Genomic DNA, 24,526 nt, shown 5'->3' with positions numbered 1-24,526 from the left:
TCCGCGCCCAAGGTCCCACCACGACAGCGGAGGTGCCTCCTCCGCGACGGGTGACTCCGGCTAGGGCGACGCGTGCTCGTCGACGGCAAAGGACGCCCACACCGCCTTGGGGGACCGGCGATCCGCATCGACACCCCAGTCCCGGCTCGTCGAGGCGACGATCTCCAGCCCGCGACCGGTCGACTCCGTCACTGCCGTCGCTCTCCGGACCGGTGCCTCGGGGGAGTCGTCGATGACGGTCAGCACGAGCACGTCCTCGACCCGCTCGAGCGTGACCGTGAAGGACGTGCGCGCGTGGACGATGGCGTTGGTGGCGAGCTCGCTGGTCACGAGCCGTACCGGATCGATCAGGTGGGGCAGCTCGTGCTGCAGGAGCCGGTCCGCGACGAACGAGCGTGCCAGGGAGGCGCTGGCCGGGTGCGGGTCGAAGCGCTCGCGATGGGTCCAGACCGGCCCACGGTGTTCCATCTTCACCCCACCCTCCGAAGGGCGTCGCTGAGCGGGTTGGCCGACGCCCGTCGGGTCACGACGATACGCCGGGCGAGCCGTCCACGCGCGGGGCCTCCCGGGACCGCCGCCACGGCAGCGTGCCCTCCAGCTCCACCTCGAGGGAGAAGCTGAGGAACGTGCGTACGACGACGATGAGGCCCAGCGCCAGCGCGCTCTCCAGCGTGGGGTCGACCGTGATCGTGAGGACGATGTCCGCGATGATCAGCAGCTCGAGGCCGAGGAGGATCGCGCGTCCCACGCCGCGGCGGACCCGTTCGTAGGCCACCGCTGCTCCGGTGCGTCTCGCCGTGACCAGCGCGGAGACGAAGGCTGCCACGGCCCCGACCACGAGCACCGCGACTCCTGCCACCTCGAACCCGTGGACCACCAGCTCCATGAGCGCGTCGAAGTCTTCGTCCTCCATGTGGCCCAGACTGACACGCTCGCCCGTGCTGCCGACACGGGTGCCGCGGATGCGACGCGGCCAGCGCGTCGCGGCCTAGACAGCGTGGCGGGCCGTGGGGGTCCGGCGTAGCGTCGATCGCGGCGGGTGCAGGAGCCCTTGGACAGCAGATCGGGGCTACGGGGAACTGCCCGTGGGGCTCGTCCAGCCAGCCCCGCGGGCAGCCGCACCCCGTCGTCCCACTGGCGTCGTCCACCTCCGTCGTCGACGCAGTCACTCTCGGTCCGTCGGCCGATCTCGGGTCGTGCCGCGGTCCTGCCCGTCTGGGTCGCACGTCCCGGTTGCCACCGGGATCGCCAGGACGGGAGGACCCGGGCGCGGTCACCGGTGCCCGCGCCCGGAGACGGCCTTCCCGGGTGCGTGTCGAAGGATCCCGTCGTGGTCGAGATCCCGGGCCCGGGCCCCCGGAACGTCCTCGGCGTGACGGTCGATCCACGAGGCGGGAGTCCTCCCGCCGGACGGGATCGGGTGATCGAGATGCGGACCTCTCTCCTGGTGGGAACTGCGGTGCTGGGTGTGGCCGCGGCGGTGGCGGCACCGGTGCTGGCCGTTGCGGTCGGCGGCGAGTCGTCGAAGACGTCGTACGTCGTCGAGCACGCGGCGCGCCTGGCGGTCGCCGGCGCGGTCGAGGCTCCGGTCGCCGACGTCGTCTTCAACGACCCGACGGGCGACGAGGCCGCGCAGGACCGGATCGCCGACCACGTCCGACAGGCGATCGACGCGACGCCCGACCACGGCACGATCCGCATGGCGGCGTACAGCTTCGACCGGCCCGACATCGTCGACGCCCTCGAGCGGGCGTGCACCCAGCGACAGGTCACGGTGCAGGTCGTGCTGAACGACAACTTCGTGGCTGCGCCCGTGCGGCGCCTGCGGCGCCTGGTCGGGCCGGACGGGGCCACGAGCAGCGGAGCCTGCCACGCCCGCGGCGAGTCGCGGGGGAGGAGCACGGAGCCGAGCTTCGTCACGGTCTGTCACGCCAGCTGCCGCCTCGGCGACCGCGGCAACCAGCACATGAAGCTCTACCTGTTCTCCGGGGGAGGCGGCGCCGCGCCGGTCGTCATGCTGGGCTCCGCCAACCTCACCGGCTACGCAGCCGGCGTGCACTGGAACGACCTGGTCACCTTCACCGGCAGCCAGCCGCTGTACGACGACTACAGCTCGGTCTTCGCCGAGCTCGCGGCCGATCGCCTGGTCTCCGAGCCGGCCGTGGACGTGGCCCACGGCGACGTGACGACGAGCGTCCCGCCCGGCCGGTCGGACACCGCTGACGACGACACCGTCGCCCAGCGACTGGCCAAGGTCGACTGCCGTGCGCTGCCCGGGAGCGGGATGGGCGGTCGGACCGTCGTCCGGATCAGCATGTACGGCTGGCGCGGGGAGCGCGGCGCCGACCTGGCCCGGCGGGTGGCCGGGCTGCACCGCCAGGGGTGCCGCGTCCAGGCGCTGGTGAGCGCCGCCGGTCCGGACGTGGTCGAGACCCTTGTCGCCGCCGGCGTCCGCGTGCGGAGCGCGTCGCTCGACGTCGACGGCGACGTCGCGACGGGTTTCGAGGACTCGGGGTGGGAGCACTTCGTGCACGAGAAGTGGATGTCCGTCGACGGGACCTGGGACGGCTCGCCCACCCGGGCGGTGTGGACCGGCTCGGAGAACTGGTCGGACGTCTCCCTCCTCAACGACGAGCTGGTGGTGATGATCCCGCGGGACCGCGTCCACGACGCGTACGTCGAGCACTTCGACGACGTCTGGAGCGACCACTCGAAGGCGTTCGCACCGGCGGCCGGTCGGATGTGAGCCTCGTCTCCAGATCTGTACCCCCCGGCCCGACAACTTTGTCGGGTCGGGGATCGTCACCCCTTGGACGGGACCGGACCTGCGGACTGCGCGGGTCCGGTCGACATGCCCTTCCCATGCCCTGACAGCAGGGTCGTGGGGCCGGGCCTGAACGTGACGACGCCACCGACGGTGGCGGTCGGGAAGGCGAGTTCGTGCCGAGGTTGTTGGTCCTGTTCTCTCTGTGCCTGGTCCTGGGCACCCCGCTGGCAGCGGTCCCCGCCGCAGCCGCCCCCGCCGGCGTGACTGCCTCGGCCGGGACCGCGACGACTGCCTCGACGGCGGCCGCCGCCAGGACGACGCAGTCGGCCCGCAAGCGCTGGAAGGCCCCGCAGGGCCCGTTCTTCAACGACCCGCGCCGCAAGAAGGGCTGGTTCCGCATCGAGCGGAAGGTCATCGACACGATCAAGCACACGCGGAAGGGCTCGACGATCCGGATCGCGGTCTACTCCTTCGACCGGATGCCGGTGGCGAAGGCGCTCATCGCCGCGCACCGGCGCGGCGTCAAGGTGCAGATGATCCTCAACGACCACCAGTACACGAGGGCGATGCGGGCGGTCCGCAAGGAGATCGGGGCCAAGCGCTATCGCTCGAGCTTCATCTACCGGTGCACGGCCGGGTGCCGCAGCAAGCAGAACCAGTACAACAACATGCACACGAAGTTCTACTCCTTCTCCCGGGCCGGCAGGTCGAAGGACGTGCTGGCCGTGGGGTCGGCCAACCTGATGCTCAACGCCGACAAGCACCAGTGGAACGACCTCTACTTCACCTCCGGTGACCACGAGCTGTTCCGCCAGTTCGTCCGGCTGTTCAACGACATGCGCAGGGACTACGACACCCGGCAGCCCCCGCAGCTCTTCTGCGGCACGCCCGCCAACGGCGTCGCGTGCGACGACTCGGTCGACAAGCACACGGTCTGGGCCTGGCCCAAGCCGTCCGGCCCGAAGAACGACCTCGTGCTCGACCTGCTCGGCAAGGTCCAGTGCCTGACCCCCGACGGTGCGGGCGGGCAGAAGCGGAGCCGCATCGCGGTGTCGATGCACACCATGCGAGGCAACCGCGGTGACTACCTGGCCTCGGCGATCCGGCAGAAGTGGATCGAGGGGTGCAAGGTGCGCGTGATGTACGGCCTGATCGGCTACCACACCAAGCGCGTCGTGGGTGCTCCGACGCCGCGCGGACGGATCCCGCTGCGCTCGACCGGCCTGGACTTCAACCCCGACGACGACTACGACCTGAACAAGGACGGCAAGGACGACCTGATCCTCAGCGTCTACAGCCACCAGAAGTACGTCGCGATCCAGGGCACCTACAACGGCGTCCCCGACACCCACATGACCGTCACGGGCTCGGCCAACTGGGCGAGCCTGAGCCCGGGCAACGACGAGCTCTGGATGACCATCCGCGGCAAGAAGCTGACCCGGAAGTACGTCAAGAACTTCAACTACCAGTGGCGCAACAAGCGCAACTCGCGCAACGCCTACACAACGACGTACGTCAACTTCCGCGTCGCGCGGACCGTGGTCGACGAGGACGGCTCGCCCCGCACCGTCTGGCGGACCGTCCGGCGTCCGGTCACGACGATCGAGCGCGACCGCTACCGCAAGGGTCCCTACTGGGAGTCCGACTGAGGGGTCGGGAAGCGGCGGACCAGCTCGGGAAAAATTCTGGCTCATCTGATGCTTCCGTGGGTGGTTGATCGCGTCTGAATGGCCGCACGCCGTTCCCGCTCTAGGTTTCTGGCTTGTCGAGAGTCAGGAACCACGGAACGGAGAACGGCGTGCGAAACGCCAGCCTATGGCGCGCCCTCTTGGGCGTCGAGAACACCGTCATCGAGGCAATCGAGTTCAGCGAGGTCGAGGACATCGTGATCGCGCACGTGCGACCACGGCGAGCTGCTCGGGGCCGCTGCGGACGATGCGGCACCAGAGCCGCCTGGTACGACCACGGAGAAGGACGCCGACGGTGGCGAAGCCTGGATCTCGGAACAGTCGAGGTCTTCCTCGAGGCCGACGCGCCAAGGGTCAACTGCCCGGTCCACGGGCCGACGGTGCGGCATGTGCCCTGGGCGCGTCACGCGGCCGGTCACACGTTCAGCTTTGACCAGCAGGTCGCCTGGCTGGCCACCCAGTGCTCGAAGTCCGCGATCACCCAGTTGATGCGGATCGCGTGGCGGACCGTGGGATCGATCATCGCCCGGGTCTGGGCCGACACCGCCGAAGGGATCGACGCCTTCGCCGGACTGCGCCGCATCGGCATCGATGAGATCTCCTACAAACGCAACCACAAGTACCTGACCGTCGTGGTCGACCACGACACCGGCCGGCTGGTGTGGGCCAAGGCCGGACGCGACCGCGCCACCCTCGAGGAGTTCTTCGACGCACTGGAAGCCTCCGGCGAAGGCAGGTGCGCCCAGATCACCCATGTCACAGCCGACGGCGCGGACTGGATCGCGGACGTTGTGCGGCGACGCTGCCCAGCCGCGGTCCGGTGCGCCGACCCCTTCCACGTCGTCGGCTGGGCCACCGATGCCCTCGACGCCGTGCGACGAGACGCCTGGAACCAGGCCAGACGCGCGGGCCACACCCGCCCCGCCGGTTGGCAGAACGGCCGGGCGGTTACGGTCGCAACCGGACACGCTCGCGCTCTCAAGCACGCCCGCTACGCACTGTGGAAGAACCCCGAGAACCTCACCGACAAGCAGCAGACGAAGCTTGCGTGGATCGCCAAGACTGATCCTCGGCTCTACCGCGCCTATCTGCTCAAAGAAGGCCTGCGTACCGTCTTCAAGCTCCCAGCAGACGAGGCCGCCGAGGCGCTGGACCGATGGGTCGCGTGGGCACGGCGCTGCCGGATCGCATCGTTCGTCAAGCTCCAGCAGCGCATCACCAAGCACCGCGCCGAGATCCTCGCCGCCATCGACCACGGCCTATCCAACGGCCTCATCGAATCGGTCAACACCAAGATCCGGCTCATCACCAGGGTGGCCTTCGGATTCCGCTCACCCGACGCCCTCATCGGCCTCGCGATGCTCAACCTAGGCGGACACCGACCGCTGCTGCCCGGCCGATGACCCACGGATCAGTCAGAAGAGCCAAAATTCTCCGCCGACCCCGTAACACCAGGGAACGGTCCGGCGCTGAGCAAGTAGCGGCCGCGTTCCGCTGGGTCCAACACCGCTCACCCGTGCCTCGACCTCCCGCCGTGGCACGGATCCCCCCAGATGCGGTGGGACGGCCCGTTCAACGCGCAGACCAGCGGTGTGGCCCTCCGGGGCCACGCCGCTGCTGCGTCTGGCTCAGTGGATCGCGAGGGTCGCAGCGGTGACGCAGAGCGTCGCGCACACCGCACCCCACCCGGCGAGGCGGAGCAGCGGGATGCGCAGACCGGCGGAACGACAGCGCTGGAGCCAGAGCAGCGTCGCGAGCGAGGCCCAGGGCGTCACCAGCGCTCCGGTGTTGACCCCCACCAGCGTGGCCATGAGACGGCGTACGTCGTCGGCTGCCGCGGGCTCGACGAGCAGGTAGGCCGGAAGGTTGTTGACGAGGTTGGCCGCGACCGCGGACGTGGCGGAGAGGTGGAGCAGGTCGAGCGGGCGGATGCCGGAGCCGACCGCGGGCGCCAGCCAGTCGAGGAGGCCCTCGCCCTGGGCGAGGCGCAGCGCCCCGGCCACGACCACGAAGCCGCCCGCCATCAGCCAGGGTGGGCGGACCTCGCGCAGCAGACCCGGTGCCCGCCACAGCAGCGCTGCGAGCAGGACGCTCGCCGACCCGAGCGCCACGACGGCAGGTTCGACGCCGACGGCGAAGAGCGGCCCGACCACGACGCACACGACGGAGCCGATGACGAGCAGCACGCGGTCGTGCGGATCCGCCGGAGGCTCGACGGCGTAGGTCCCGCGCAGCGCGCGACGCTGCAGGACGGCGATCAGGACCAGGGTCACGACGATGGCGGTCACCGCGGGCGCGGCCGCCGTACGGACGTAGTCGCCGTGGTCGGCCCCGAGGTCCTCGAAGCGGTACACGGCCAGCAGGTTCGTCAGGTTGGACACGGGGAGCAGCAGCGAGCCGGTGTTGGCGATCCAGAGGGTGGTGAGCGCGAAGGGCAGGGGCGCCACCCCGGTCTGGCGGGCGATGGCGAGACCGACGGGCGTCAGCAGGACGGCGGTGGTGTCGAGGCTCAGCACGATCGTGCAGCCGACCGCCAGGGTGGCGAAGGTCAGCCACAGCAGCACGACCCGGTGCCGGGCGCGGCGCGCGAGCGCGTGCGCGGCCACGTCGAACACGCCCGCCAGCTGTGCGACCTCCGCGGTCACCGTGATCGCGAGGAGGAAGACCGCGACCGGCAGCACCTGGGCCAGGACGGGCGTCAGGTCGGGGTGGAGCAGGGAGCGCAGGGCCTCGGTCACGCCGTCACGACGAGCCGCGGGCCACGTCGGACGCCGTTCCCGTCACCGGCTCGGGGACCGGACCGAACTGCTGGTTGCAGGTCCAGCCCGCGCAGTCGACGAGCTCGCGGTGGCGCATCTCGAGCGTGGACCGCACGCCGGCGTAGGCCGGGTCGTCGGCGAGGTTGACCATCTCGTAGGGGTCGAGGAGCCGGTCGTAGAGGAACGTGTCGGCGCCGTCGGTGCCGTAGAGGTAGCGCTCGGTGCGCACGCCCCGGTGCGACCAGCCGTTGCCCAGGGTGCGCCCGGTCTGGATCAGGGTCGTGTCACGGAACGACTGGGGCTCGCCGCGCAGGGTCGGCGCCAAGGACGTGCCGTCGACCTGCCACTGCGGGGTGACTCCCGTCAGGGCGGCGAAGGTGACGGGGAGGTCGACCAGCGTCGCGGGCAGCGAGGACGTGGCACCGGGGACCACGCCGGGACCCCGCACGAGCAGCGGGACCTGCAGGGCCTCGTCGGTCAGGACGTCCTTGCCGACGAAGCGGTGCTCACCGAGGGAGTAGCCGTTGTCGGACGTGAAGACGATGTAGGTGTCGTCGAGGACGCCCTCGTCGTCCAGCGTCTGGACCAGGGACCCGACCGCACGGTCGACCGCCTGCAACGACTGCAGCCGGGCGGTGTTCTCCGCGGCCACCTCGTCGCGCGACACGGGGGCGCGGTGCCGCAGGTAGGCGGGCTGGTCGGTGACGTCCTCCTCGTTGAAGGAGGGGTCGTCGAACGCGGACGGGCGCTCGTCGAGGAACAGGTCCTGGTCCTGCGGCGCCGCGGGAGGCAGGCTGCGTCCGCCCTCGGGGCTGATCCGGTAGTGCGGCGCGAGGTGCCACGCGTAGACGACGAAGGGGTCGCCGGTGCGCGCGAAGTCGCGCACGGCGTCGTTGGTGCGGTCCTCGATCACCGAGGTGATGTAGCTGTCGGTGTAGCGGCGGGGGTCCCCGTCACCGGTCATCGTGAAGTCGACGTAGTCGTAGACCCCGCGGGTCAGCGCGTCCCACCGCGACCACCCGGCGGGACGCACGTCGCCGGGGTGGTAGCCGTTGAGGAACTTGCCGGCGAACGCGGTGCGGTAGCCGTCGGCGCGGAACCAGACGCTCGCCTCCTGCGTCGGGTCGAGCGCGTCGAAGCCGCCGTGCACGCCGCGGTTGTGCTGGACGCCGTTGTTCTGCGCGTACTGGCCGGTGGCGAGCTGGGCGCGGGCCGGGCAGCAGAGCGGGTGCGGCGAGATCGCGTCGGTGAACTCCATGCCCTGGTCGGCCAGGAGGCGCCGGGTGATCGGCATGTGGTCGAGGTCGTCGTCGCGCATGTCGTCGGTGAGGACGAACACCAGGTTGGGACGGGTCGTCTCGTCGGCTCCGGTGCCGGGGGACTGGGTGCCCTGCACCATCCGCACCGTGCCCGCCTCACGTGCCTCGCCCGTGTCGCCGGTCGCCGTGACCGTGGCCAGGGTGGCGACGAGGACGACCAGGAGGGCAGCCGTGATCGACTGTGCCCACGCTCGCATGCTGCCCCTCGCCGAGACCCTGAGGGCCTGCTCGTCCACCCGTGTCGGCGCAAGAGTAGGGCGCCGGGGGCCGCCTCCCCAAGGCGACACGACGACTGGGGTGACAATGGACCCGACCGCTACCCTGTGGACTCGCCGACGCCGCTCACCACGGCTCGGCGCATGCCCCGATCGCACGAGATGAAGGAACCCGCAGCAGCCGCCATGGACGAGAGTCAAAGTCCCCGCACGACCGCACTGACCACCGGGTGCGCGTCGTGACCCCCCTCCTGCTCCTGCTCGTGTCGCTGGCCCTCGTGGCCGCCTGCGGCCTCTTCGTGGCCGCGGAGTTCTCCTTCGTCACCGTCGACCGGCCCAGCGTCGAACGCGCCGCGGCCGCCGGCGACGAGGGCGCCCGCGGCGTCCAGCTGGCTCTTCGCTCGCTGTCGACGCAGCTGTCCGGAGCCCAGGTCGGCATCACCGTCACCAACCTGGCCATCGGCTTCCTCGCCGAGCCGGCGATCTCCGACCTGATCGACGGCCCGCTGGCGTCTGCGGGGGTGCCCGAGAGCGTCGTGACACCTCTCTCGCTCGCGCTCGGCCTCGCGATCGGCACGGTCGTCACGATGATCTTCGGCGAGATGGTGCCCAAGAACATCGCCATCGCCCGCCCGCTGGAGACCGCCCGCAACACCCAGGGCTTCATGCGCGGCTTCACCGCTCTCACCCGCGGCCCCATACGGGCGCTCAACGGGTCGGCAAACGCGATCGTGCGCCGCCTCGGCATCGAGCCGCAGGAGGAGCTCCGCTCCGCCCGCAGCTCCCAGGAGCTCTCCTCGCTCGTCCAGCGGTCCGCCGACCAGGGCACGCTCGACGCCGACACCGCCGAGCTCGTCGAGCGATCGGTCGAGTTCGGCACCCGCACCGCGGGCGAGATCATGACCCCCCGCGTGCGGACCACGACCGTCGAGGACGGCGACCGGGTCTCCGCGGTGATCGAGCTGGCCCGCCAGACCGGGCACTCCCGCTTCCCGGTCCTCGACGCCGAGGACACCGTCGTCGGCACCGTGCACGTCAAGCACGCGGTCGCCGTGCCGGTCCACGAGCGCGCGACGACCCGCATCAAGCACGTCATGGTCCGCCCCGTCGTCGTGCCCGACAGCCTGCGGCTCGACCCGCTGCTGGCCCTGCTGCGCCAGGACGGCTTCCAGATGGCCGTCGTCCTCGACGAGTACGGCGGCCACGCGGGCATCGTCACGCTCGAGGACGTCGTGGAGGAGATCGTCGGCGACATCTCCGACGAGCACGACCGCCTCGGCGCGCGGATCCGCCAGCGCCGCGACGGCAGCTGGACCCTGTCGGGGCTGCTGCGTCCCGACGAGGTCGAGGACGTCACCGACATCGAGCTGCCCGACCACGACGACTACGACACCGTGGCCGGCCTCGTCATGCGCGAGCTCGGCAAGATCCCGGAGCCCGGCGACCGCGTCGAGCTCCCGGTGCCCGACCGCAGCGACCCCCACGAGGTGCGCGAGCGCCTGGTGACCCTGACCGTGCAACGGATGGACGGCCTGCGCATCGACCGGCTCGACCTCGTGCTGGTGGGGGAGGCCGACCATGAACAGTGACCTCCTCGGCGTGGGCCTCGCCGTCGTGCTGCTCGCCCTCAACGCCTTCTTCGTGGGCGCGGAGTTCGCCTTGCTCGCCGCTCGCCGCAGCCAGATCGAGCCGCGCGCCCAGGAGGGTTCGCGGGCCGCCCGCACCACCCTGCGCGCCATGGAGAACGTCTCGCTCGTCATGGCCGGGGCACAGCTCGGCATCACCGTCTGCTCGCTCGGCCTGGGTGCCATCGGCGAGCCGGCCGTCGCCCACCTGCTCGAGCCGCTCTTCCACGCCGCCCGGTTGCCCGACGACCTGCTGCACCCGGTGTCGTTCGTGGTTGCGATGTCGATCGTGGTCTACCTGCACGTCGTGCTCGGCGAGATGGTGCCCAAGAACATCGCGCTCGCCGGGGCCGACCGGGCCGCGATGGTGCTCAGCCCGCCCATGATGGCGATCGTCACCGTGCTGCGCCCGGTCATCGCCGGCATGAACATGGCCGCCAACGGGGTGCTGCGCCTCCTGCGCATCGAGCCCAAGGACGAGGTCCACTCCAGCTTCACCCGCGAGGAGGTCGCCGCCCTCGTCGAGGAGTCGCGGGGCGAGGGACTCATCGAGGCCGACGAGTACGACCGGCTCGCCGGCGCGCTCGGCTTCACCGAGAAGTCCGTCGCCGCCATCGTGATGGCGCCCGACACCCTGTCCACGGTGGCCCCGGGCTCGACCGTGGCCGACGTCGAGGCCGTGTGCGCGGCCACCGGCTTCAGCCGGTTCCCGGTCGCCGGCGACGACGGCACGCTGCTGGGCTACCTCCACATCAAGGACGCCCTGGAGTCCGACGACGACAAGCGCTCGCGCGTCATCGAGGACAAGTGGATCCGTCCCTTCGCCTCCATCCACCCCGACGACCTGCTCCACGACGCCCTCGAGAGCCTGCAGGTCAAGGGCGCCCACATGGCGCGGGTCGTGGAGCGCGACGGGAGCGTCATCGGCCTGGTCACGCTCGAGGACGTGCTCGAGGAGCTCGTCGGTGAGATCCGCGACGCCGCGCACCACGACGTGTCCGGCGTCGAGGCTCACTGAGCGCTGGATAGGGTCTGACCGTGTCCGAGGGAGCATCTCGCGTCTGGACCGTGCCCAACATCATCAGTGTGGTGCGGCTCGCCGGCGTACCCCTCTTCCTGTGGTTGGTGCTCGGTCCCGAGGCCGACGCGATCGCCCTCGTCGTGCTCATGGTCGCCGGGTTCACCGACTTCCTCGACGGGTGGCTGGCGCGCCGGCTCGACCAGTACTCCACGCTGGGCGAGATCCTCGACCCGGTGGCCGACCGGCTCTACATCCTGGCCGTCGTGGTCGGCCTCTTCCTGCGCGACATCATCCCGTGGTGGGTCGCCATCGCCCTGCCGCTGCGTGACCTCTTCCTGTGGGGCCTCGTGCCGATCCTCCGCACCCGCGGCTTCTCGGCGCTGCCGGTGCACTTCCTCGGCAAGGCGGCCACGTTCAACCTGCTCTACGCCTTCCCGCTGCTGCTCCTCGGCGAGGGTGACGGCATCGTCGCGACGCTCGCCCGCAACTTCGGCTGGGCCTTCGCCTGGTGGGGGATCGGGCTCTACTGGTGGGCAGGGGTCCTCTACGCCTGGCAGGTCCGCACCCTGGTGCGCGAGACACCGCGTCGTACGTCCCCGGCGACCGACCATGGCTGAGTCGCAGCCGCGTCCCGGGCCGGGAGCGGCGCACCCCGAGACCGACCGCCCGCTGCCCGAGCACGTCACGACCCCGCTCCTGACGTTGATCACCGCGCGGTCGATGGACGAGGACTACGCCCACGTGGCCCAGAAGCGGGCCGCAGACGGCGACGTACGCCCGCAGGTGGCGCGACCGCACTGGTCCAGCCTGCTCGCGGTGGCGGCGCTCGGCGTGATGGCGGCCGTCGTCGCCGTGCAGACCGACCGCGAGGCGCCGGCCAACGAGCTGAGCCGGACAGCGCTGGTCGAGCAGATCGACAGCCGCAGCGAGGAGGTGCGCGGCCTGCAGGGGGAGGTCGCGGAGCTGAACCGGTCCAATGCCGCGCTCGCGAGCAGCAGCACGAGGAACCAGGCGAAGCTCGACGACATCGAGACGCGTCTCAGGCGCGCCGAGCTCGTCTCCGGCTTCTCCGCCGTCCACGGTCCCGGAGTACGGATCACGGTGGACAACCGGCCCGGGGGCGACGTGGACGGGGAGGTGCTCGACGAGGACCTCGCCACGCTGGTCGACGGGCTGTTCGCGGCCGGGGCCGAGGCCGTGGCGATCAACGACCAGCGGATCAACGCGCTGGGAGGCATCCGCAACACCAACCGCGCCGTCCACGTCAACGGCCGCCCGGTCAACGCCCCCTACGAGGTCTCGGCCATCGGTGACCCCCAGACGCTGCAGGCCCGCCTCGTCGAGAGCTCGCAAGGTCAGCAGTGGTTCGCCCGCGTCTCCAACTACGGATTTGTCTACGACGCCCAGAATGTCGATGACATCCGCTTGCCGGCTGCGCCCGAACGCGTCCTTCGTGATGTGATCGAGCTCGACGCCGATCCCAACAACGGGCCTGAACGAGAAGGGAGCTCGCCGTGATAGCCGCCCTCGGCCTGCTCCTGGGCATCATCGCCGGGCTGGTCTTCGCCCCCGACGTGCCGCTCAGCCTGCAGAACTACCTGCCGATCGCCGTGGTGGCCGCGCTCGACGCGGTCTTCGGTGCGCTGCGCGCCTACCTGGACGGCATCTTCGACGACAAGGTCTTCGTCGTCTCCTTCGTCAGCAACGTCGTGGTCGCGGCGGCGATCGTCTACCTCGGCGACCAGCTCGGTGTCGGCTCGCAGCTCAGCACCGGCGTGATCGTCGTGCTGGGCATCCGTATCTTCTCCAACGTCGCAGCCATCCGCAGGCACGTCTTCCATGCCTGAGCACCGCACCGATCCCGAGCCCGAACCCGGTCGCGACCGGCTGCGGAAGGCCGTGGTGCGGCCGTCGCGGCGCTCCTGGCCGTCCTGGGCTTCGCCTTCGTCGTCCAGGTGCGCGACACTGCGGCCAACGACACCTATGCGGGTCTCCGCGAGAGCGAGCTCGTCGAGGTGCTCGACGGGCTCACCGGCACCGCCGAGCGCGCACGCCGCGAGGTCGACCGGCTCGAGGCACGGCGCGACGAGCTCGCCAACGAGAACCAGGCCAGGTTCGCGGCCCTCGACGAGGCCGAGCAGCGGGTGCGGACCCTCAACATCATCGCCGGCCTCGTGCCGGTCACCGGACCGGGCATCCGGATGACCATCAACGAGTCGTCCACCCGCGTCAACGTCGGGTCGCTGCTCGACACGGTGCAGGAGCTGCGCACGGCGGGTGCCGAGGCGATGGAGCTCAACGACTCGATCCGGCTCGGCGCGGACACCTCCTTCGACAACGGCGTGGGTGGCATCGAGGTCGACGGCCAGCTCCTCGAGCCGCCCTACGTCCTCGAGGTGATCGGCGACCCGCACGTGCTCCGTACGGCTCTCGAGTTCTCCACCGGACCCATCGAGACCCTGGAGACCTACGACGGCGCCACGGTCGACGTGGAGGAGCTCGAGGCCGTCCAGATCACCAGCGTCCGCGAGCCCACCCGACCGGAGCAAGCAGAGTTCGGCACCGGCCAGTAGCCTGCCGCACACCCGCGCAGCCACCCACCACCACTGCACCTAGGAGTCCCCGTGTATCCGGAGAACCTCAAGTACACCAGCGAGCACGAGTGGGTCCGCACCCCCGGCGACACCGAGGGCTCGGTCCGCATCGGGATCACCGACTTCGCCCAGGACGCCCTCGGCGACATCGTGTACGTCTCCCTCCCGCAGGTGGGCGACCAGGTGACCGCGGGGGAGACCTGCGGCGAGCTCGAGTCCACCAAGTCGGTCAGCGACATCTACGCCCCGGTGACGGGGGAGGTGGTGGCGACCAACGCCGCCCTCGACTCCACGCCCGAGCTGGTCAACAGCGACCCCTACGAGGCGGGCTGGCTGTTCGAGGTCGGGGTCGCCGACGGCTCGCAGGTCGACGGCCTCATGGACGCCTCGACCTACCAGGCCACGCTGGACGGCTGACCCGCAACCCCTGTCCCACCACCTGCCCACCCGTGTTCCCCGACCGCCCGCCGTCGCCAACGGCGGGCTGGTAGGTTCGGGGAAACCGTCAACCTCAACTCTCGGCTGAGGGTTGGGCGTCGATCCGTCGAGGAGCTTTCCATGCCGTTCTGCACCGCCTGTGGCAAGCAGAACCCTGACGATGCCCGCTTCTGTGCCCAGTGCGGCACCAAGCTGCTCGCTGGGGAGGACACGGGCGCGAGCCCGGTCGAGTCCACTGCGACCATCACCTTCGGGGTCCCCGACCAGCGGGAGTCGTCCGACCGCCAGCTGAGCGCCGTCGACGCGGCAGCGGTGGACGCCCTCCCCGAGGGCCACGCCCTCCTGGTCGTGCAGCGCGGACCGAGCGCCGGCAGCCGGTTCCTCCTCGACGTCGACGTCGTGGGCGCCGGCCGCCACCCCGACAGCGAGATCTTCCTCGACGACGTCACCGTCTCGCGCCGCCACGCGGAGTTCCGCCGGTCGGGGTCGGGCTACACCGTCAGCGACGTCGGCAGCCTCAACGGCACCTACGTCAACCGTGACCGGATCGACTCCGTCGAGCTCAACGACGGCGACGAGGTGCAGATCGGCAAGTACCGGCTGGTGTTCTTCTCCTCCCACCCGGACAGCTGATCCGTGAGTGCCTCGACGGCCTCGGGTGCGAGTCGCGGCGCCCGCTACAACATCGGGCAGGTGCTCGACCAGCTGCGGGCCGACTTCCCGGGGGTGACCATCCCCAAGATCCGCTTCCTCGAGGACCAGGGCCTCGTCAAGCCCGAGCGGACGGCCGCCGGCTACCGCAAGTTCTCCACCGACGACGTGTCGCGGCTGCGCTACATCCTGACGATGCAGCGTGACCACTACCTCCCGCTCAAGGTGATCGGCGACCACCTCGACGCCATCGACCGCGGGCTCGAGCCGCCGGCGATCGAGTCGGTCGTGCCGACCGTGCCCAAGGTCGCGCTCAGCGCCGACGGACTGCCGAGCCCCGAGTCGTTCCGGCGTAGCAGCGACCTGCGCCTCTCACGTCGCGAGCTGCTCAAGGTGGCCGAGATCTCCGAGGACCTGCTGACCGATCTCGAGCAGTACGGACTGGTCAGCGCCCGCAGCGGCACGGGCCACTTCGACAGCGACGCGCTGGTCGTCGCGCAGACCGCCCGTGAGCTCGCCGACTTCGGTTTCGAGCCGCGCCACCTGCGTGCGTTCAAGACGGCCGCCGACCGCGAGGTCGGCCTGGTGCAGCAGGTGGTCGCCCCCCTCGCCCGCGGCCGTGACGCGGCTGCGCGGGGCCGGGCCGAGGACGCCACGTCCGAGATCGCGGCCCTGTCCGTACGCCTGCACGCGACCCTCGTGAAGGCCGGTCTCGACCGCGGCTGAACCGGCCGCCCCACCCACGCGATCGCGTCAGGACACGTGAGTAGGGTGGGCGCATGCGCGAAATGGACGTCGTGGGAGTCCGCGTCGAGATGCCCTCCAACCAGCCGATCGTGCTGCTGCGCGAGGTGACGGGTGAGCGCTATCTCCCGATCTGGATCGGGGCGGTCGAGGCGACGGCCATCGCCTTCGCCCAGCAGGGCGTCACGCCCCCGCGCCCGCTGACGCACGACCTGATGCGCGACGTGCTGGAGGCCACCGGGCAGCGCCTCGACGAGGTGCGCATCGTCGACATGAAGGACGGGGTGTTCTTCGCGCAGCTCGTCTTCGACGGCGGCGCCGAGGTCGGCGCCCGTCCCTCGGACTCGATCGCGCTCGCCCTGCGCACCGGCACGCGCATCGTGTGCGCCGAGGCCGTCCTCGACGAGGCCGGCCTGGCCGTGCCCGCCGAGCAGGAGGACGAGGTGGAGCGGTTCCGCGAGTTCCTCGACCACGTGTCGCCCGACGACTTCGAGTCTCCCTGACCCTCGCCGAGACCCTCACCCTCAAGTGAAGGTTGAGGGTTGCGACACGCCGCTCGATGGATGGACAACCCGTCGGATCGGGCTTACGTTGAACTGTCTCTGTTGTAACTCCACCGTTGTGGTTGTCGGTCCTCCGGCGCCGGGCGGGCCCTTCCCCCAGGAGTTACCGCTCAGCGGAGGAACTGACCTGGAGGGTCACTGTGGCTAGCAACGAGAACGAGAACGGCGCCGACGCCGCCCGCATGAAGGCTGCGGCCGAGGCGACCGACCTCGCCGAGGAGCAGGGCCTGCTCTTCGACGACGACGTCTCGCCCCTCCCGAGCGACACCGGCTACCGCGGCCCGACGGCGTGCAACGCCGCCGGCATCACCTACCGCCAGCTCGACTACTGGGCGCGCACCGGGCTCGTCGAGCCCAGCGTGCGGGGCGCGGCCGGCTCGGGCTCGCAGCGTCTCTACTCCTTCCGCGACATCTTGATCCTCAAGGTCGTCAAGCGACTCCTCGACGCCGGCATCTCGCTGCAGCAGATCCGCACCGCGACCGCCCACCTCCGCGAGCGGGGCACCGACGACCTGACCCGCGTGACCCTCATGAGTGACGGCGCCTCGGTCTACGAGTGCACCAGCAACGACGAGGTCATCGACCTCCTCCAGGGCGGCCAGGGCGTCTTCGGCATCGCCATCGGCGGAGTCTGGCGCGAGATCGAGGGCACCCTCGCCGCGCTGCCGTCGGAGCGCACCGCGGAGCAGGCCGCGCCGTCGCCCAGCGACGAGCTCGCCGCCCGTCGCGCCGCGCGGCAGACCGGCTGACCCCACCCGACCCTCCCGTTCCACCCACAGGCCGCCCGTCCACCGGGCGGCCTCGGGCATTTCGGGGCCCTCCCGCTAGACTCGGTGCCGCCGACATCCCATGCGGGAGAGTCGCGGCGCACGGTCCCCGACCGGACGTCGTGCGCCGAAGGGGCAATTCCTCCCCGGAACCTCTCAGGCACCCGGACCGCACTGGGTTGGCACTCTGGAGGTCACCGGGCTGACAGAGGGGGAGGTCAAGCGTCGCGACCTCAGGAGCCCTCGTGCCCGACACCACCCCGACCGCCGCCGGCCCCGCCGACTCGCTGGGCGAGTTCGTCGCCCGCCACATCGGTCCGGACGACGCGGCCGTCGCCCACATGCTCGAGGCGATCGGTCACGAGTCGCTCGAGTCGCTGATGACGGCCGCGGTGCCGGGCGGCATCCGCTCGGCCGCGGCGCTCGACCTGCCGGACCCGCTCGACGAGGAGGCGACGGCCCGCGCACTGCGCACCCTGGCCTCGCAGAACCGCCCGGCGGAGGCGATGATCGGGCTGGGCTACCACGCCACCATCACGCCTGCGGTGATCCGGCGCAACGTGCTCGAGGACCCCTCCTGGTACACCGCCTACACGCCCTACCAGCCCGAGATCTCCCAGGGCCGCCTCGAGGCGCTGCTCAACTTCCAGACCGTCGTGGCCGACCTGACCGGCCTCCCCACCGCCAACGCCTCGCTGCTCGACGAGGGCACCGCCGCTGCCGAGGCGATGACGCTCGTACGTCGCGCGCAGCGCAACGCGACCGGTCCGTTCGTCGTCGACGCCGACGCGCTGCCGCAGACGATCGACGTGGTCCGCACCCGCGCCGAGGGGATGGGCATCGAGGTCGTCGTGGCCGACCTCGCCGACGGCCTGCCCGACGGCGACCTCTGCGGCGTGCTGGTCCAGTACCCCGGCGCCTCGGGCGCGGTCCGCGACCCGCGGCCGGTCATCGACGCCGCGCACGAGCGCGGTGGCCTGGCGGTCGTGGCGGCCGACATCCTCGCCCTCGCGCTGCTCGAGGCCCCCGGCACCTTCGGCGCCGACGTCGTGGTGGGCTCGTCCCAGCGCTTCGGCGTACCCCTCTTCTACGGCGGCCCGCACGCCGGCTTCATGTCGGTGGCGGCCGGCCTCGAGCGGCACCTGCCCGGGCGCCTCGTCGGGGTGTCGGTCGACGCCGAGGGCCGCCCGGCCTACCGCCTGGCCCTCCAGACGCGTGAGCAGCACATCCGTCGCGACAAGGCCACGTCCAACATCTGCACCGCGCAGGTGCTCCTGGCCGTGGTGGCCTCGATGTACGCCGTCTACCACGGCCCCGAGGGGCTGCGCCGGATCGCCCAGCGCACCCACGACCACGCGAGCCGCATCGCCGACGCGCTGCGGGCCGGGGGAGCGGAGGTCGTCAACGACACGTGGTTCGACACCCTGACGGTGGCCGTGCCCGGCCGTGCCGGCGAGGTCGTGGCGGCCGCCCGCCAGGTCGGGCTGCACCTGCGGCTCGTCGACGCCGACCACGTCGGCCTGTCGACGTCCGAGCGCACCAGCCCGTCGACCGTCGCGGCCGTGCTGCGTGCGTTCGGTGTCGCGCCCGGTGGCGACGACGCCGTCTCGGGCCTGCCCGAGGACCTGCGCCGCACCACCGACTACCTCACCCACGAGGTCTTCAACTCCCACCACAGCGAGACGCAGATGCTCCGCTACCTGCACCGGCTGTCCTCGCGCGACTACGCCCTCGACCGCGGCATGATCCCGCTCGGGTCGTGCACGATGAAGCTCAACGCCACCACCGAGATGGAGCCGATCAGCCTGCCCGGCTTCGCCGACCTGCACCCCTTCGCACCCGCCCAGGACGCCACCGGCTACCGCGAGCTCGTCGACGACGTCGAGCGGTGGCTGGCCGAGGTCACCGGCTACGACAAGGTCTCGGTGCAGCCCAATGCCGGCTCCCAGGGCGAGCTCGCCGGCCTGCTGGCGATCCGTGGGTACCACGTGGCCAACGGCGACGGCGGCCGCAACGTGTGCCTCATCCCGTCGTCCGCGCACGGCACCAACGCGGCGTCCGCCGTGATGGCCGGGATGAAGGTCGTCGTGGTGAAGGCCTCCGACGACGGCTCGGTCGACCTCGACGACCTGCTCGCCAAGTGCGACCAGCACGCCGACACGCTCGCCGCGATCATGGTGACCTACCCCTCCACCCACGGGGCCTACGAGGACACCATCACCGACCTGTGCAAGATCGTCCACGACCACGGCGGACAGGTCTACGTCGACGGCGCCAACCTCAACGCGCTCCTCGGCTGGGCACGTCCGGGCGAGTTCGGTGGCGACGTGTCCCACCTCAACCTCCACAAGACCTTCTGCATCCCGCACGGCGGCGGTGGCCCGGGCGTCGGCCCGGTCGCCGTACGCGCCCACCTGGCGCCGTACCTGCCCTCGCACGGCTGGCACCCGGAGACCGACAAGCGGCAGGGCATCGGCCCCATCAGCGCGGCGCCCTACGGCTCGGCCGGCATCCTGCCGATCACGTGGGCCTACATCCGGATGATGGGGGCCCAGGGTCTGACCCGGGCGACCGCCGTCGCGGTCCTGTCGGCCAACTACATCGCCACGCGGCTCGAGGGCCACTTCCCGGTGCTCTACCGCGGCCACGGCGACCTCGTCGCCCACGAGTGCATCCTCGACCTGCGGGGGATCACCAAGGCCAGTGGGGTGAGCGTCGACGACGTCGCCAAGCGGCTCGTCGACCACGGCTTCCACGCACCCACGATGTCGTTCCCGGTGGCCGGGACGCTCATGGTGGAGCCCACCGAGTCGGAGGACCTCGCCGAGATCGACCGGTTCTGCGACGCGATGATCGCCATCCGTGCCGAGATCGCCCGCGTCGAGGCGGGGGAGTGGAGCCCCGAGGACTCGCCGCTGCGCCACGCGCCGCACACGGCCCGCGCGCTGGTCGGCGACTGGGACCGCCCCTACTCGCGCGAGGTCGGCGTCTTCCCGGGCGGGATCGACCCCGACAAGTACTGGCCGCCCGTGGCCCGCATCGACCAGGCCTACGGCGACCGCAACCTCGTGTGCGCGTGCCCGCCGCCGGAGGCGTTCGCGCAGGACTGACATGAGTGACCAGCGCCAGCGGCTGCTCGACGTCGCGCAGGCCGAGGGGCGCCTGACCTCGGTGGTCGGTGCGGTCCTCGACCGCTACGGCGCGGTGTGGGCGGGCGGGGCCGGGCAGGCGCCCGGACTGGACGGGCAGTACCGGATCGGCTCGATCACCAAGACGATGACGGCCGTCCTGGTCGTGCAGGCCCGCGACGAGGGGCTGCTCGACCTCGACGACACGCTCGCCGCCCACCTGGGCGACGTCGGCTACGGCGAGGTGACGATCCGCGACGCCCTCGCGCACTCGTCGGGCATGCAGAGCGAGCCCCGGGGACCGTGGTGGGAGCGCACCCGCGGTGGCGACTTCGCCGCCCTGGCCGCAGCCAACGACGGACGCGGCCGCGTCGCGCCCCCGGGTGCCTGGTTCCACTACTCCAACCTCGGCTACGGCCTCCTCGGCGAGGTCGTGGCCCGCCGGTTCGGGGCTCCGTGGCGCTCGCTGATCAGCGAGCGGCTGCTCCGGCCCCTCGGTATGCGGGCGACGTCGTACCTGCCGCGTCCCGGAGCCCAGCCCGGCTGGAGCGTCGACCACTTCACGGGTGTCCGGGTCCACGAGCCGCTCACCGACACCGGGGCGATGGCTCCAGCGGGACAGCTGTGGTCGACGCTCGCCGACCTCGTGACCTGGGGCCAGGTGCTCGGCGGGGCCCGTCCCGACCTGCTCGCGGCGTCCTCGCTCGCGGAGATGCAGCGGCCCGTCACGCCCGACTACGGACTCGGGCTGATGCTCGGCATCCACCCCGGGGGACGGCTCGTCGGGCACAACGGCTCGATGCCGGGCTTCCTGGCGGCGCTCCACGTCGACCCCGACAGCGGCATCGGAGCGGTGGTGCTGGCCAACGCGACCACCGGGATCGACCCGCGCGAGCTCGCCGTCTCGCTCATCGACGGCGACCCCGACGCCGAGGACGCACGACCGGCTCCGTGGCGCCCGACCGTCGCCGTCCCGCGCGAGGCCGACGGCGTGCCGGGGGTGTGGTTCTGGGGCAACACGGCCTACGACGTCCGCTGGCACAACGACGGGCTCGAGCTGCGCGCGATGGCACGAGGCAACGTGGTGACCGACCGCTTCGAACCGGTCCACGGGGGGACGCTCGTCGGCGTCTCGGGCTACCACCGCGGCGAGCGGCTCGACGTCGTACGCCGTCCCGACGGGTCGGTCCACCACCTCGAGTGTGCGACGTTCGTCTACACCCGCACACCCTACGACCCGGACGTCGACGTGCCGGGCGGGCACCCGCGCTGACCCGAGCCCGCCTCAGACGCCCTGGGACACGCTCGACATGTTGAAGTCGGGGATCCTCAGCGCCGGGGTCGCGGTGCGGGAGAAGTAGTCGTCGCCCCACTCGCGGCTGAAGCTCGGCTCGGTCGCGGTCGCGGCGTTGAAGCGGTTGAGCAGGTCGATCGGGCTCTCGTTCCAGCGGAAGTTGTTGGCCGCGCCGACGATCTCCCCGTCCTCCACGACGTAGACGCCGTCGCGGGTCAGCCCGGTGAGGAGCATCGTCTGCGGGTCGACCTCGCGGATGTACCACAGGCAGGTCAGGAGCAGGCCGCGCTGCGTGCCGGCGACCATGTCCTCGACCGTGCCGGCACCGTCGCCCACCTCGAGGACGAGGTTGTCGATCATCGGGGTGACCGGCTGGCCGGTCATCCCGGCGGAGTGGCGGGTCTGGAGCAGCCCGGTCAGCAGGCCGTCGCGGATCCAGTCGGTGCGCTCGAGCGGCAGGCCGTTGTCGAAGACCGAGTCGGTGTTGTCGGACGCCCCGGCGATGGCGAACGGGGCGCACTCGAGCCCGGGGTAGGCCGGGTCGGAGAACAGGCTGACGCCGGGGGCGGCGACCTTGTCACCGATCCGGGTGCCGCCGCCGCGGCGGCTGTAGACCGACTCGCCCTCGTGGGCCACGCGCGCGCCGGCACCCCAGTAGGCGTCGATCATCAGGTCGGCGACCGACGACGGCGGCAGGATCGTGTCGTACCGCCCGGCGGGGAGGTCGATGCGCCGCTCGGCCCAGGCGAGCCGCTGCGCGACCGTCGCGGCCATCGCCGCGGCGTCGACGTCACGGAAGTCGCGGGTCGCACCACCGGTCCAGGCGCTGCGGGTGAGCGAGGTGTCCTTGCCGGTGCACGCGTAGTGGCCGGTCGGCTGCACGTGTCGCAGCCGCAGTCCGCGGCTCGACCCGAGGTAGGTGGTGGCGACGTCGTGGTTGACGAAGCCGTAGAGCAACCGGTCCTCGGCGGTGGCTTGCACGAACGCCTCACCCAGGGCGGGTGCGAAGGCGTCGTACACCCCGATGTCGGTCGTCTCCGCCTCGGTGTCCCAGTCGGGCGAGGTCGCGTCGGACACGAGGTCGGCCGCGTCCTCCGCCGGCGAGCCGGCCCGTGCGGCGGCGTCAGCGGCGTCCACGAGAGCGGTGACCTGCTCGGGGGTCGAGGCGCTGCCGGACACCGAGCCCGTCGCGACGCCGCCCTGGACGGCGGCGAAGCTGACCACGGTGACCGACACCTCGGTCATCACGCCGTTGGTGGTCAGCGTGTTGTTGGCCCAGCGGAGGTTGGCGCTGGTGACGTCGCGGACGATCGCGATGCAGTCGTCGGCGGTCGAGGTCGCGAGTGCGTGCTCGACCAGCTGCTGCGGAGTGTGCCGGGTGGAGGTCATCAGTGGCCCGCCTCGTCGAGGGTGTTGAGGATGTTGACGCCGCGGAACAGCGCGCTGGGGCAGCCGTGGCTGACGGCGGCGACCTGCCCGGGCTGGGCCTTGCCGCAGTTGAACGCGCCGTGCAGCTCCCACGTGCCGGGACCGCCGACGGCCTCCATGGAGCCCCAGAAGTCGGTCGTGGTCGCCTGGTAGGCCACGTCACGGAGCATCCCGTCCAGCTTGCCGTCGGTGATCGTGTAGAACCGTTGGCCGGTGAACTGGAAGTTGAAGCGCTGCATGTCGATCGACCACGACTTGTCGCCCACGACGTAGATGCCGCGCTCGACCCGCGAGATGAGGTCGTCGGTGCCGAGGTCGTCGGCACCGGGCATCAGCGACACGTTGGCCATCCGCTGGATCGGGATGTGGCCGGGGGAGTCGGCGTACGCGCAGCCGTTGGACCGGCCCTGCCCTGAATCGAGCCCAGCAAGCTCCGGCTTGAGGTGAGCCATGGAGCGGTCGAGCTGGTAGCCCACCAGCACGCCGTCGCGGACGATGTCCCACTCCTGCGTCTGGACGCCCTCGTCGTCGTAGCCGACCGTCGCGAGACCGTGCTCCTGCGTGCGGTCACCCCGGACGTTCATCACCGGGGAGCCGTACTGCAGGTTGCCGAGCTTGTCGTAGGTCGCGAAGGACGTGCCGGCGTAGTTGGCCTCGTAGCCCAGCGCGCGGTCGAGCTCGGTGGCGTGACCGATGGACTCGTGGATGGTCAGCCAGAGGTTCGAGGGGTGCACGACGAGGTCGTAGGTGCCCGCCTCCACGGTGGGGGCCTTGAGCTTCTCGGCGAGCAGCTCGGGGACCTCGGCGAGCTCGGTGTCCCAGTCCCAGTGCGACCCGGTGAGGTACTCCCACCCGCGTCCGACCGGCGGTGCGATGGAGGCCATCGAGTCGAAGATCGCGGTCTGGTCGTCCTCGCCCGTGGCCTCGAAGCCCGGCTGCAGGCGCACCCGCTGCTGCGTGGTGCGGGTGCCGCTGAGGTCGGCGTAGTACTTGTTCTCCTGCACCTGTTGCAGGAAGGCCGTGGCGTGGGCGACGGCCGCGCCCGTGCGCAGCCGCTCGGTCCAGTCGACGAGGAGGGCCGCCTTCTCCGGGGTGGGTACGTCGAGCGGGTTGACGTCGTAGCCCGACACCCAGGTGACGTCGTCGTGCACCGGCTCGGGGGCGAGCTCGACCGCAGTCGTCGTCATCGCCGCGGCGACCTGGGCGACCGCGACGGCGGTCTCGGCGACCCGGCGCGCCTCGTCGTCGGTCAGGACGATGCCGGCGGCGAAGCCCCACGCGCCGCGGTGGACGACGCGGACGGCGAAGCCGAGGTCCTCGGCGTCGCTCGCGGTCTGGAGGACGCCGTCGCGTGCGCCGAGGTACTGGTAGCGGTTGCGCTCGAACCGGAAGTCCGCGTGGCTGGCCCCGAGCTCCTGGGCCCGGGCGAGGGCCACCTCGCCGAGCCGGCGGTGCGGCAGGTCGCTGAAGGTCGGGTCGAGCCCGGGCGCACTCATGGGGACGAACCTAGCCGAGCCGCGCGTGG

Annotated in this window: 22 protein-coding genes and 1 riboswitch; of the genes, 16 read left to right on the top strand and 6 right to left on the bottom strand. The window is 71.4% G+C overall.

All coding sequences use genetic code 11. The features are described 5' to 3' along the window. Nucleotides 1-60: 60 nt before the first annotated feature. The gene (locus ACNKF0_RS11885) at nucleotides 61-468 is read right to left on the bottom strand and encodes an ATP-binding protein (RefSeq protein WP_416952364.1); all 408 of its coding nucleotides are present in this window, start codon (nucleotides 466-468) and stop codon (nucleotides 61-63) included. Between the two features lie 55 nt (nucleotides 469-523). Next, complete coding sequence (locus ACNKF0_RS11880; RefSeq protein ID WP_416952362.1) at nucleotides 524-913, bottom strand: DUF1622 domain-containing protein; 390 nt, start codon at nucleotides 911-913, stop codon at nucleotides 524-526. A 516-nt stretch (nucleotides 914-1,429) separates the two neighbouring features. Here ACNKF0_RS11880 and ACNKF0_RS11875 point away from each other — a divergent pair. The 3 genes from ACNKF0_RS11875 (at nucleotide 1,430) to ACNKF0_RS11865 (ending at nucleotide 5,858) form a co-directional block, all read left to right on the top strand. Further along, entirely contained in the window at nucleotides 1,430-2,746 is a 1,317-nt protein-coding gene (locus tag ACNKF0_RS11875) for a phospholipase D-like domain-containing protein (protein ID WP_416952360.1), read from the top strand. A gap of 194 nt (nucleotides 2,747-2,940) precedes the next feature. Next, complete coding sequence (locus ACNKF0_RS11870; protein ID WP_416952358.1) at nucleotides 2,941-4,416, top strand: phospholipase D-like domain-containing protein; 1,476 nt, start codon at nucleotides 2,941-2,943, stop codon at nucleotides 4,414-4,416. A 149-nt stretch (nucleotides 4,417-4,565) separates the two neighbouring features. After that, on the top strand, nucleotides 4,566-5,858 hold the full coding sequence (locus ACNKF0_RS11865) for an ISL3 family transposase (protein ID WP_300639430.1): 1,293 nt from the start codon (nucleotides 4,566-4,568) through the stop codon (nucleotides 5,856-5,858). Between the two features lie 225 nt (nucleotides 5,859-6,083). Here ACNKF0_RS11865 and ACNKF0_RS11860 read toward each other — a convergent pair whose 3' ends face one another. Continuing rightward, nucleotides 6,084-7,193: an SLC13 family permease gene (locus ACNKF0_RS11860; RefSeq protein WP_416952356.1), complete on the bottom strand. Its 1,110-nt coding sequence runs from the start codon at nucleotides 7,191-7,193 to the stop codon at nucleotides 6,084-6,086. A 4-nt stretch (nucleotides 7,194-7,197) separates the two neighbouring features. Further along, nucleotides 7,198-8,730 (bottom strand): sulfatase, encoded by a 1,533-nt coding sequence (locus ACNKF0_RS11855; RefSeq protein ID WP_416952354.1) that lies wholly within the window; start codon nucleotides 8,728-8,730, stop codon nucleotides 7,198-7,200. A gap of 257 nt (nucleotides 8,731-8,987) precedes the next feature. Between ACNKF0_RS11855 and ACNKF0_RS11850 the strand changes: the two genes are divergently transcribed. The 13 genes from ACNKF0_RS11850 to ACNKF0_RS11790 all read left to right on the top strand — a co-directional run bounded on the left by ACNKF0_RS11850 (nucleotide 8,988) and on the right by ACNKF0_RS11790 (nucleotide 21,552). Then, complete coding sequence (locus tag ACNKF0_RS11850) at nucleotides 8,988-10,337, top strand: hemolysin family protein (protein ID WP_416952352.1); 1,350 nt, start codon at nucleotides 8,988-8,990, stop codon at nucleotides 10,335-10,337. Next, nucleotides 10,327-11,391 carry a hemolysin family protein gene (locus ACNKF0_RS11845; RefSeq protein WP_416952350.1) on the top strand — a complete coding sequence of 355 codons (1,065 nt, stop codon included), beginning with the start codon at nucleotides 10,327-10,329 and terminating at the stop codon, nucleotides 11,389-11,391. The genes ACNKF0_RS11850 and ACNKF0_RS11845 overlap by 11 nt, the downstream gene beginning before the upstream one ends. A 14-nt stretch (nucleotides 11,392-11,405) precedes the next feature. Beyond that, nucleotides 11,406-12,011, top strand: a complete 606-nt coding sequence (locus ACNKF0_RS11840) for a CDP-alcohol phosphatidyltransferase family protein (RefSeq protein ID WP_416958494.1) — start codon at nucleotides 11,406-11,408, stop codon at nucleotides 12,009-12,011. Further along, on the top strand, nucleotides 12,004-12,912 hold the full coding sequence (locus tag ACNKF0_RS11835) for a DUF881 domain-containing protein (protein WP_416952348.1): 909 nt from the start codon (nucleotides 12,004-12,006) through the stop codon (nucleotides 12,910-12,912). The genes ACNKF0_RS11840 and ACNKF0_RS11835 overlap by 8 nt, the downstream gene beginning before the upstream one ends. After that, nucleotides 12,909-13,241 carry a small basic family protein gene (locus ACNKF0_RS11830; RefSeq protein WP_172261349.1) on the top strand — a complete coding sequence of 111 codons (333 nt, stop codon included), beginning with the start codon at nucleotides 12,909-12,911 and terminating at the stop codon, nucleotides 13,239-13,241. The genes ACNKF0_RS11835 and ACNKF0_RS11830 overlap by 4 nt, the downstream gene beginning before the upstream one ends. Before the next feature lie 108 nt (nucleotides 13,242-13,349). After that, the gene (locus tag ACNKF0_RS11825; protein ID WP_416952345.1) at nucleotides 13,350-13,967 is read left to right on the top strand and encodes a DUF881 domain-containing protein; all 618 of its coding nucleotides are present in this window, start codon (nucleotides 13,350-13,352) and stop codon (nucleotides 13,965-13,967) included. A 51-nt stretch (nucleotides 13,968-14,018) separates the two neighbouring features. Further along, nucleotides 14,019-14,405, top strand: a complete 387-nt coding sequence (gcvH, locus tag ACNKF0_RS11820) for a glycine cleavage system protein GcvH (protein ID WP_416952343.1) — start codon at nucleotides 14,019-14,021, stop codon at nucleotides 14,403-14,405. 141 nt (nucleotides 14,406-14,546) lie between these two features. After that, entirely contained in the window at nucleotides 14,547-15,059 is a 513-nt protein-coding gene (locus ACNKF0_RS11815) for an FHA domain-containing protein (RefSeq protein ID WP_299928288.1), read from the top strand. A gap of 3 nt (nucleotides 15,060-15,062) precedes the next feature. Then, on the top strand, nucleotides 15,063-15,803 hold the full coding sequence (locus ACNKF0_RS11810) for a MerR family transcriptional regulator (RefSeq protein WP_416952341.1): 741 nt from the start codon (nucleotides 15,063-15,065) through the stop codon (nucleotides 15,801-15,803). Between the two features lie 53 nt (nucleotides 15,804-15,856). Continuing rightward, nucleotides 15,857-16,324, top strand: a complete 468-nt coding sequence (locus tag ACNKF0_RS11805; protein ID WP_299928294.1) for a bifunctional nuclease family protein — start codon at nucleotides 15,857-15,859, stop codon at nucleotides 16,322-16,324. Between the two features lie 242 nt (nucleotides 16,325-16,566). Next, on the top strand, nucleotides 16,567-17,133 hold the full coding sequence (locus ACNKF0_RS11800; RefSeq protein WP_416958492.1) for a MerR family transcriptional regulator: 567 nt from the start codon (nucleotides 16,567-16,569) through the stop codon (nucleotides 17,131-17,133). A 93-nt stretch (nucleotides 17,134-17,226) separates the two neighbouring features. Then, nucleotides 17,227-17,333, top strand: a riboswitch (glycine riboswitch). 159 nt (nucleotides 17,334-17,492) lie between these two features. After that, nucleotides 17,493-20,261 carry an aminomethyl-transferring glycine dehydrogenase gene (gene gcvP / locus ACNKF0_RS11795; RefSeq protein WP_416958491.1) on the top strand — a complete coding sequence of 923 codons (2,769 nt, stop codon included), beginning with the start codon at nucleotides 17,493-17,495 and terminating at the stop codon, nucleotides 20,259-20,261. A gap of 1 nt (nucleotide 20,262) precedes the next feature. After that, nucleotides 20,263-21,552, top strand: a complete 1,290-nt coding sequence (locus ACNKF0_RS11790) for a serine hydrolase domain-containing protein (protein ID WP_416952339.1) — start codon at nucleotides 20,263-20,265, stop codon at nucleotides 21,550-21,552. 12 nt (nucleotides 21,553-21,564) lie between these two features. On the opposite strand, the gene ACNKF0_RS11785 is transcribed toward ACNKF0_RS11790, so the two are convergent. Both ACNKF0_RS11785 and ACNKF0_RS11780 read right to left on the bottom strand, forming a co-directional pair. Then, a complete protein-coding gene (locus ACNKF0_RS11785) occupies nucleotides 21,565-22,962 on the bottom strand; it encodes a metallopeptidase TldD-related protein (protein ID WP_416952337.1) in 1,398 nt (465 codons plus the stop codon). After that, on the bottom strand, nucleotides 22,962-24,497 hold the full coding sequence (locus tag ACNKF0_RS11780; protein WP_416952335.1) for a TldD/PmbA family protein: 1,536 nt from the start codon (nucleotides 24,495-24,497) through the stop codon (nucleotides 22,962-22,964). The genes ACNKF0_RS11785 and ACNKF0_RS11780 overlap by 1 nt, the downstream gene beginning before the upstream one ends. Nucleotides 24,498-24,526 lie beyond the last annotated feature (29 nt).

The sequence above is a fragment of the Nocardioides sp. T5 genome (assembly GCF_048161455.1).
Lineage (GTDB): Bacteria > Actinomycetota > Actinomycetes > Propionibacteriales > Nocardioidaceae > Nocardioides.
The sequence above is the reverse complement of the archived record's forward strand: the minus strand, read 5'-3'. Positions and strand labels throughout refer to the sequence as shown.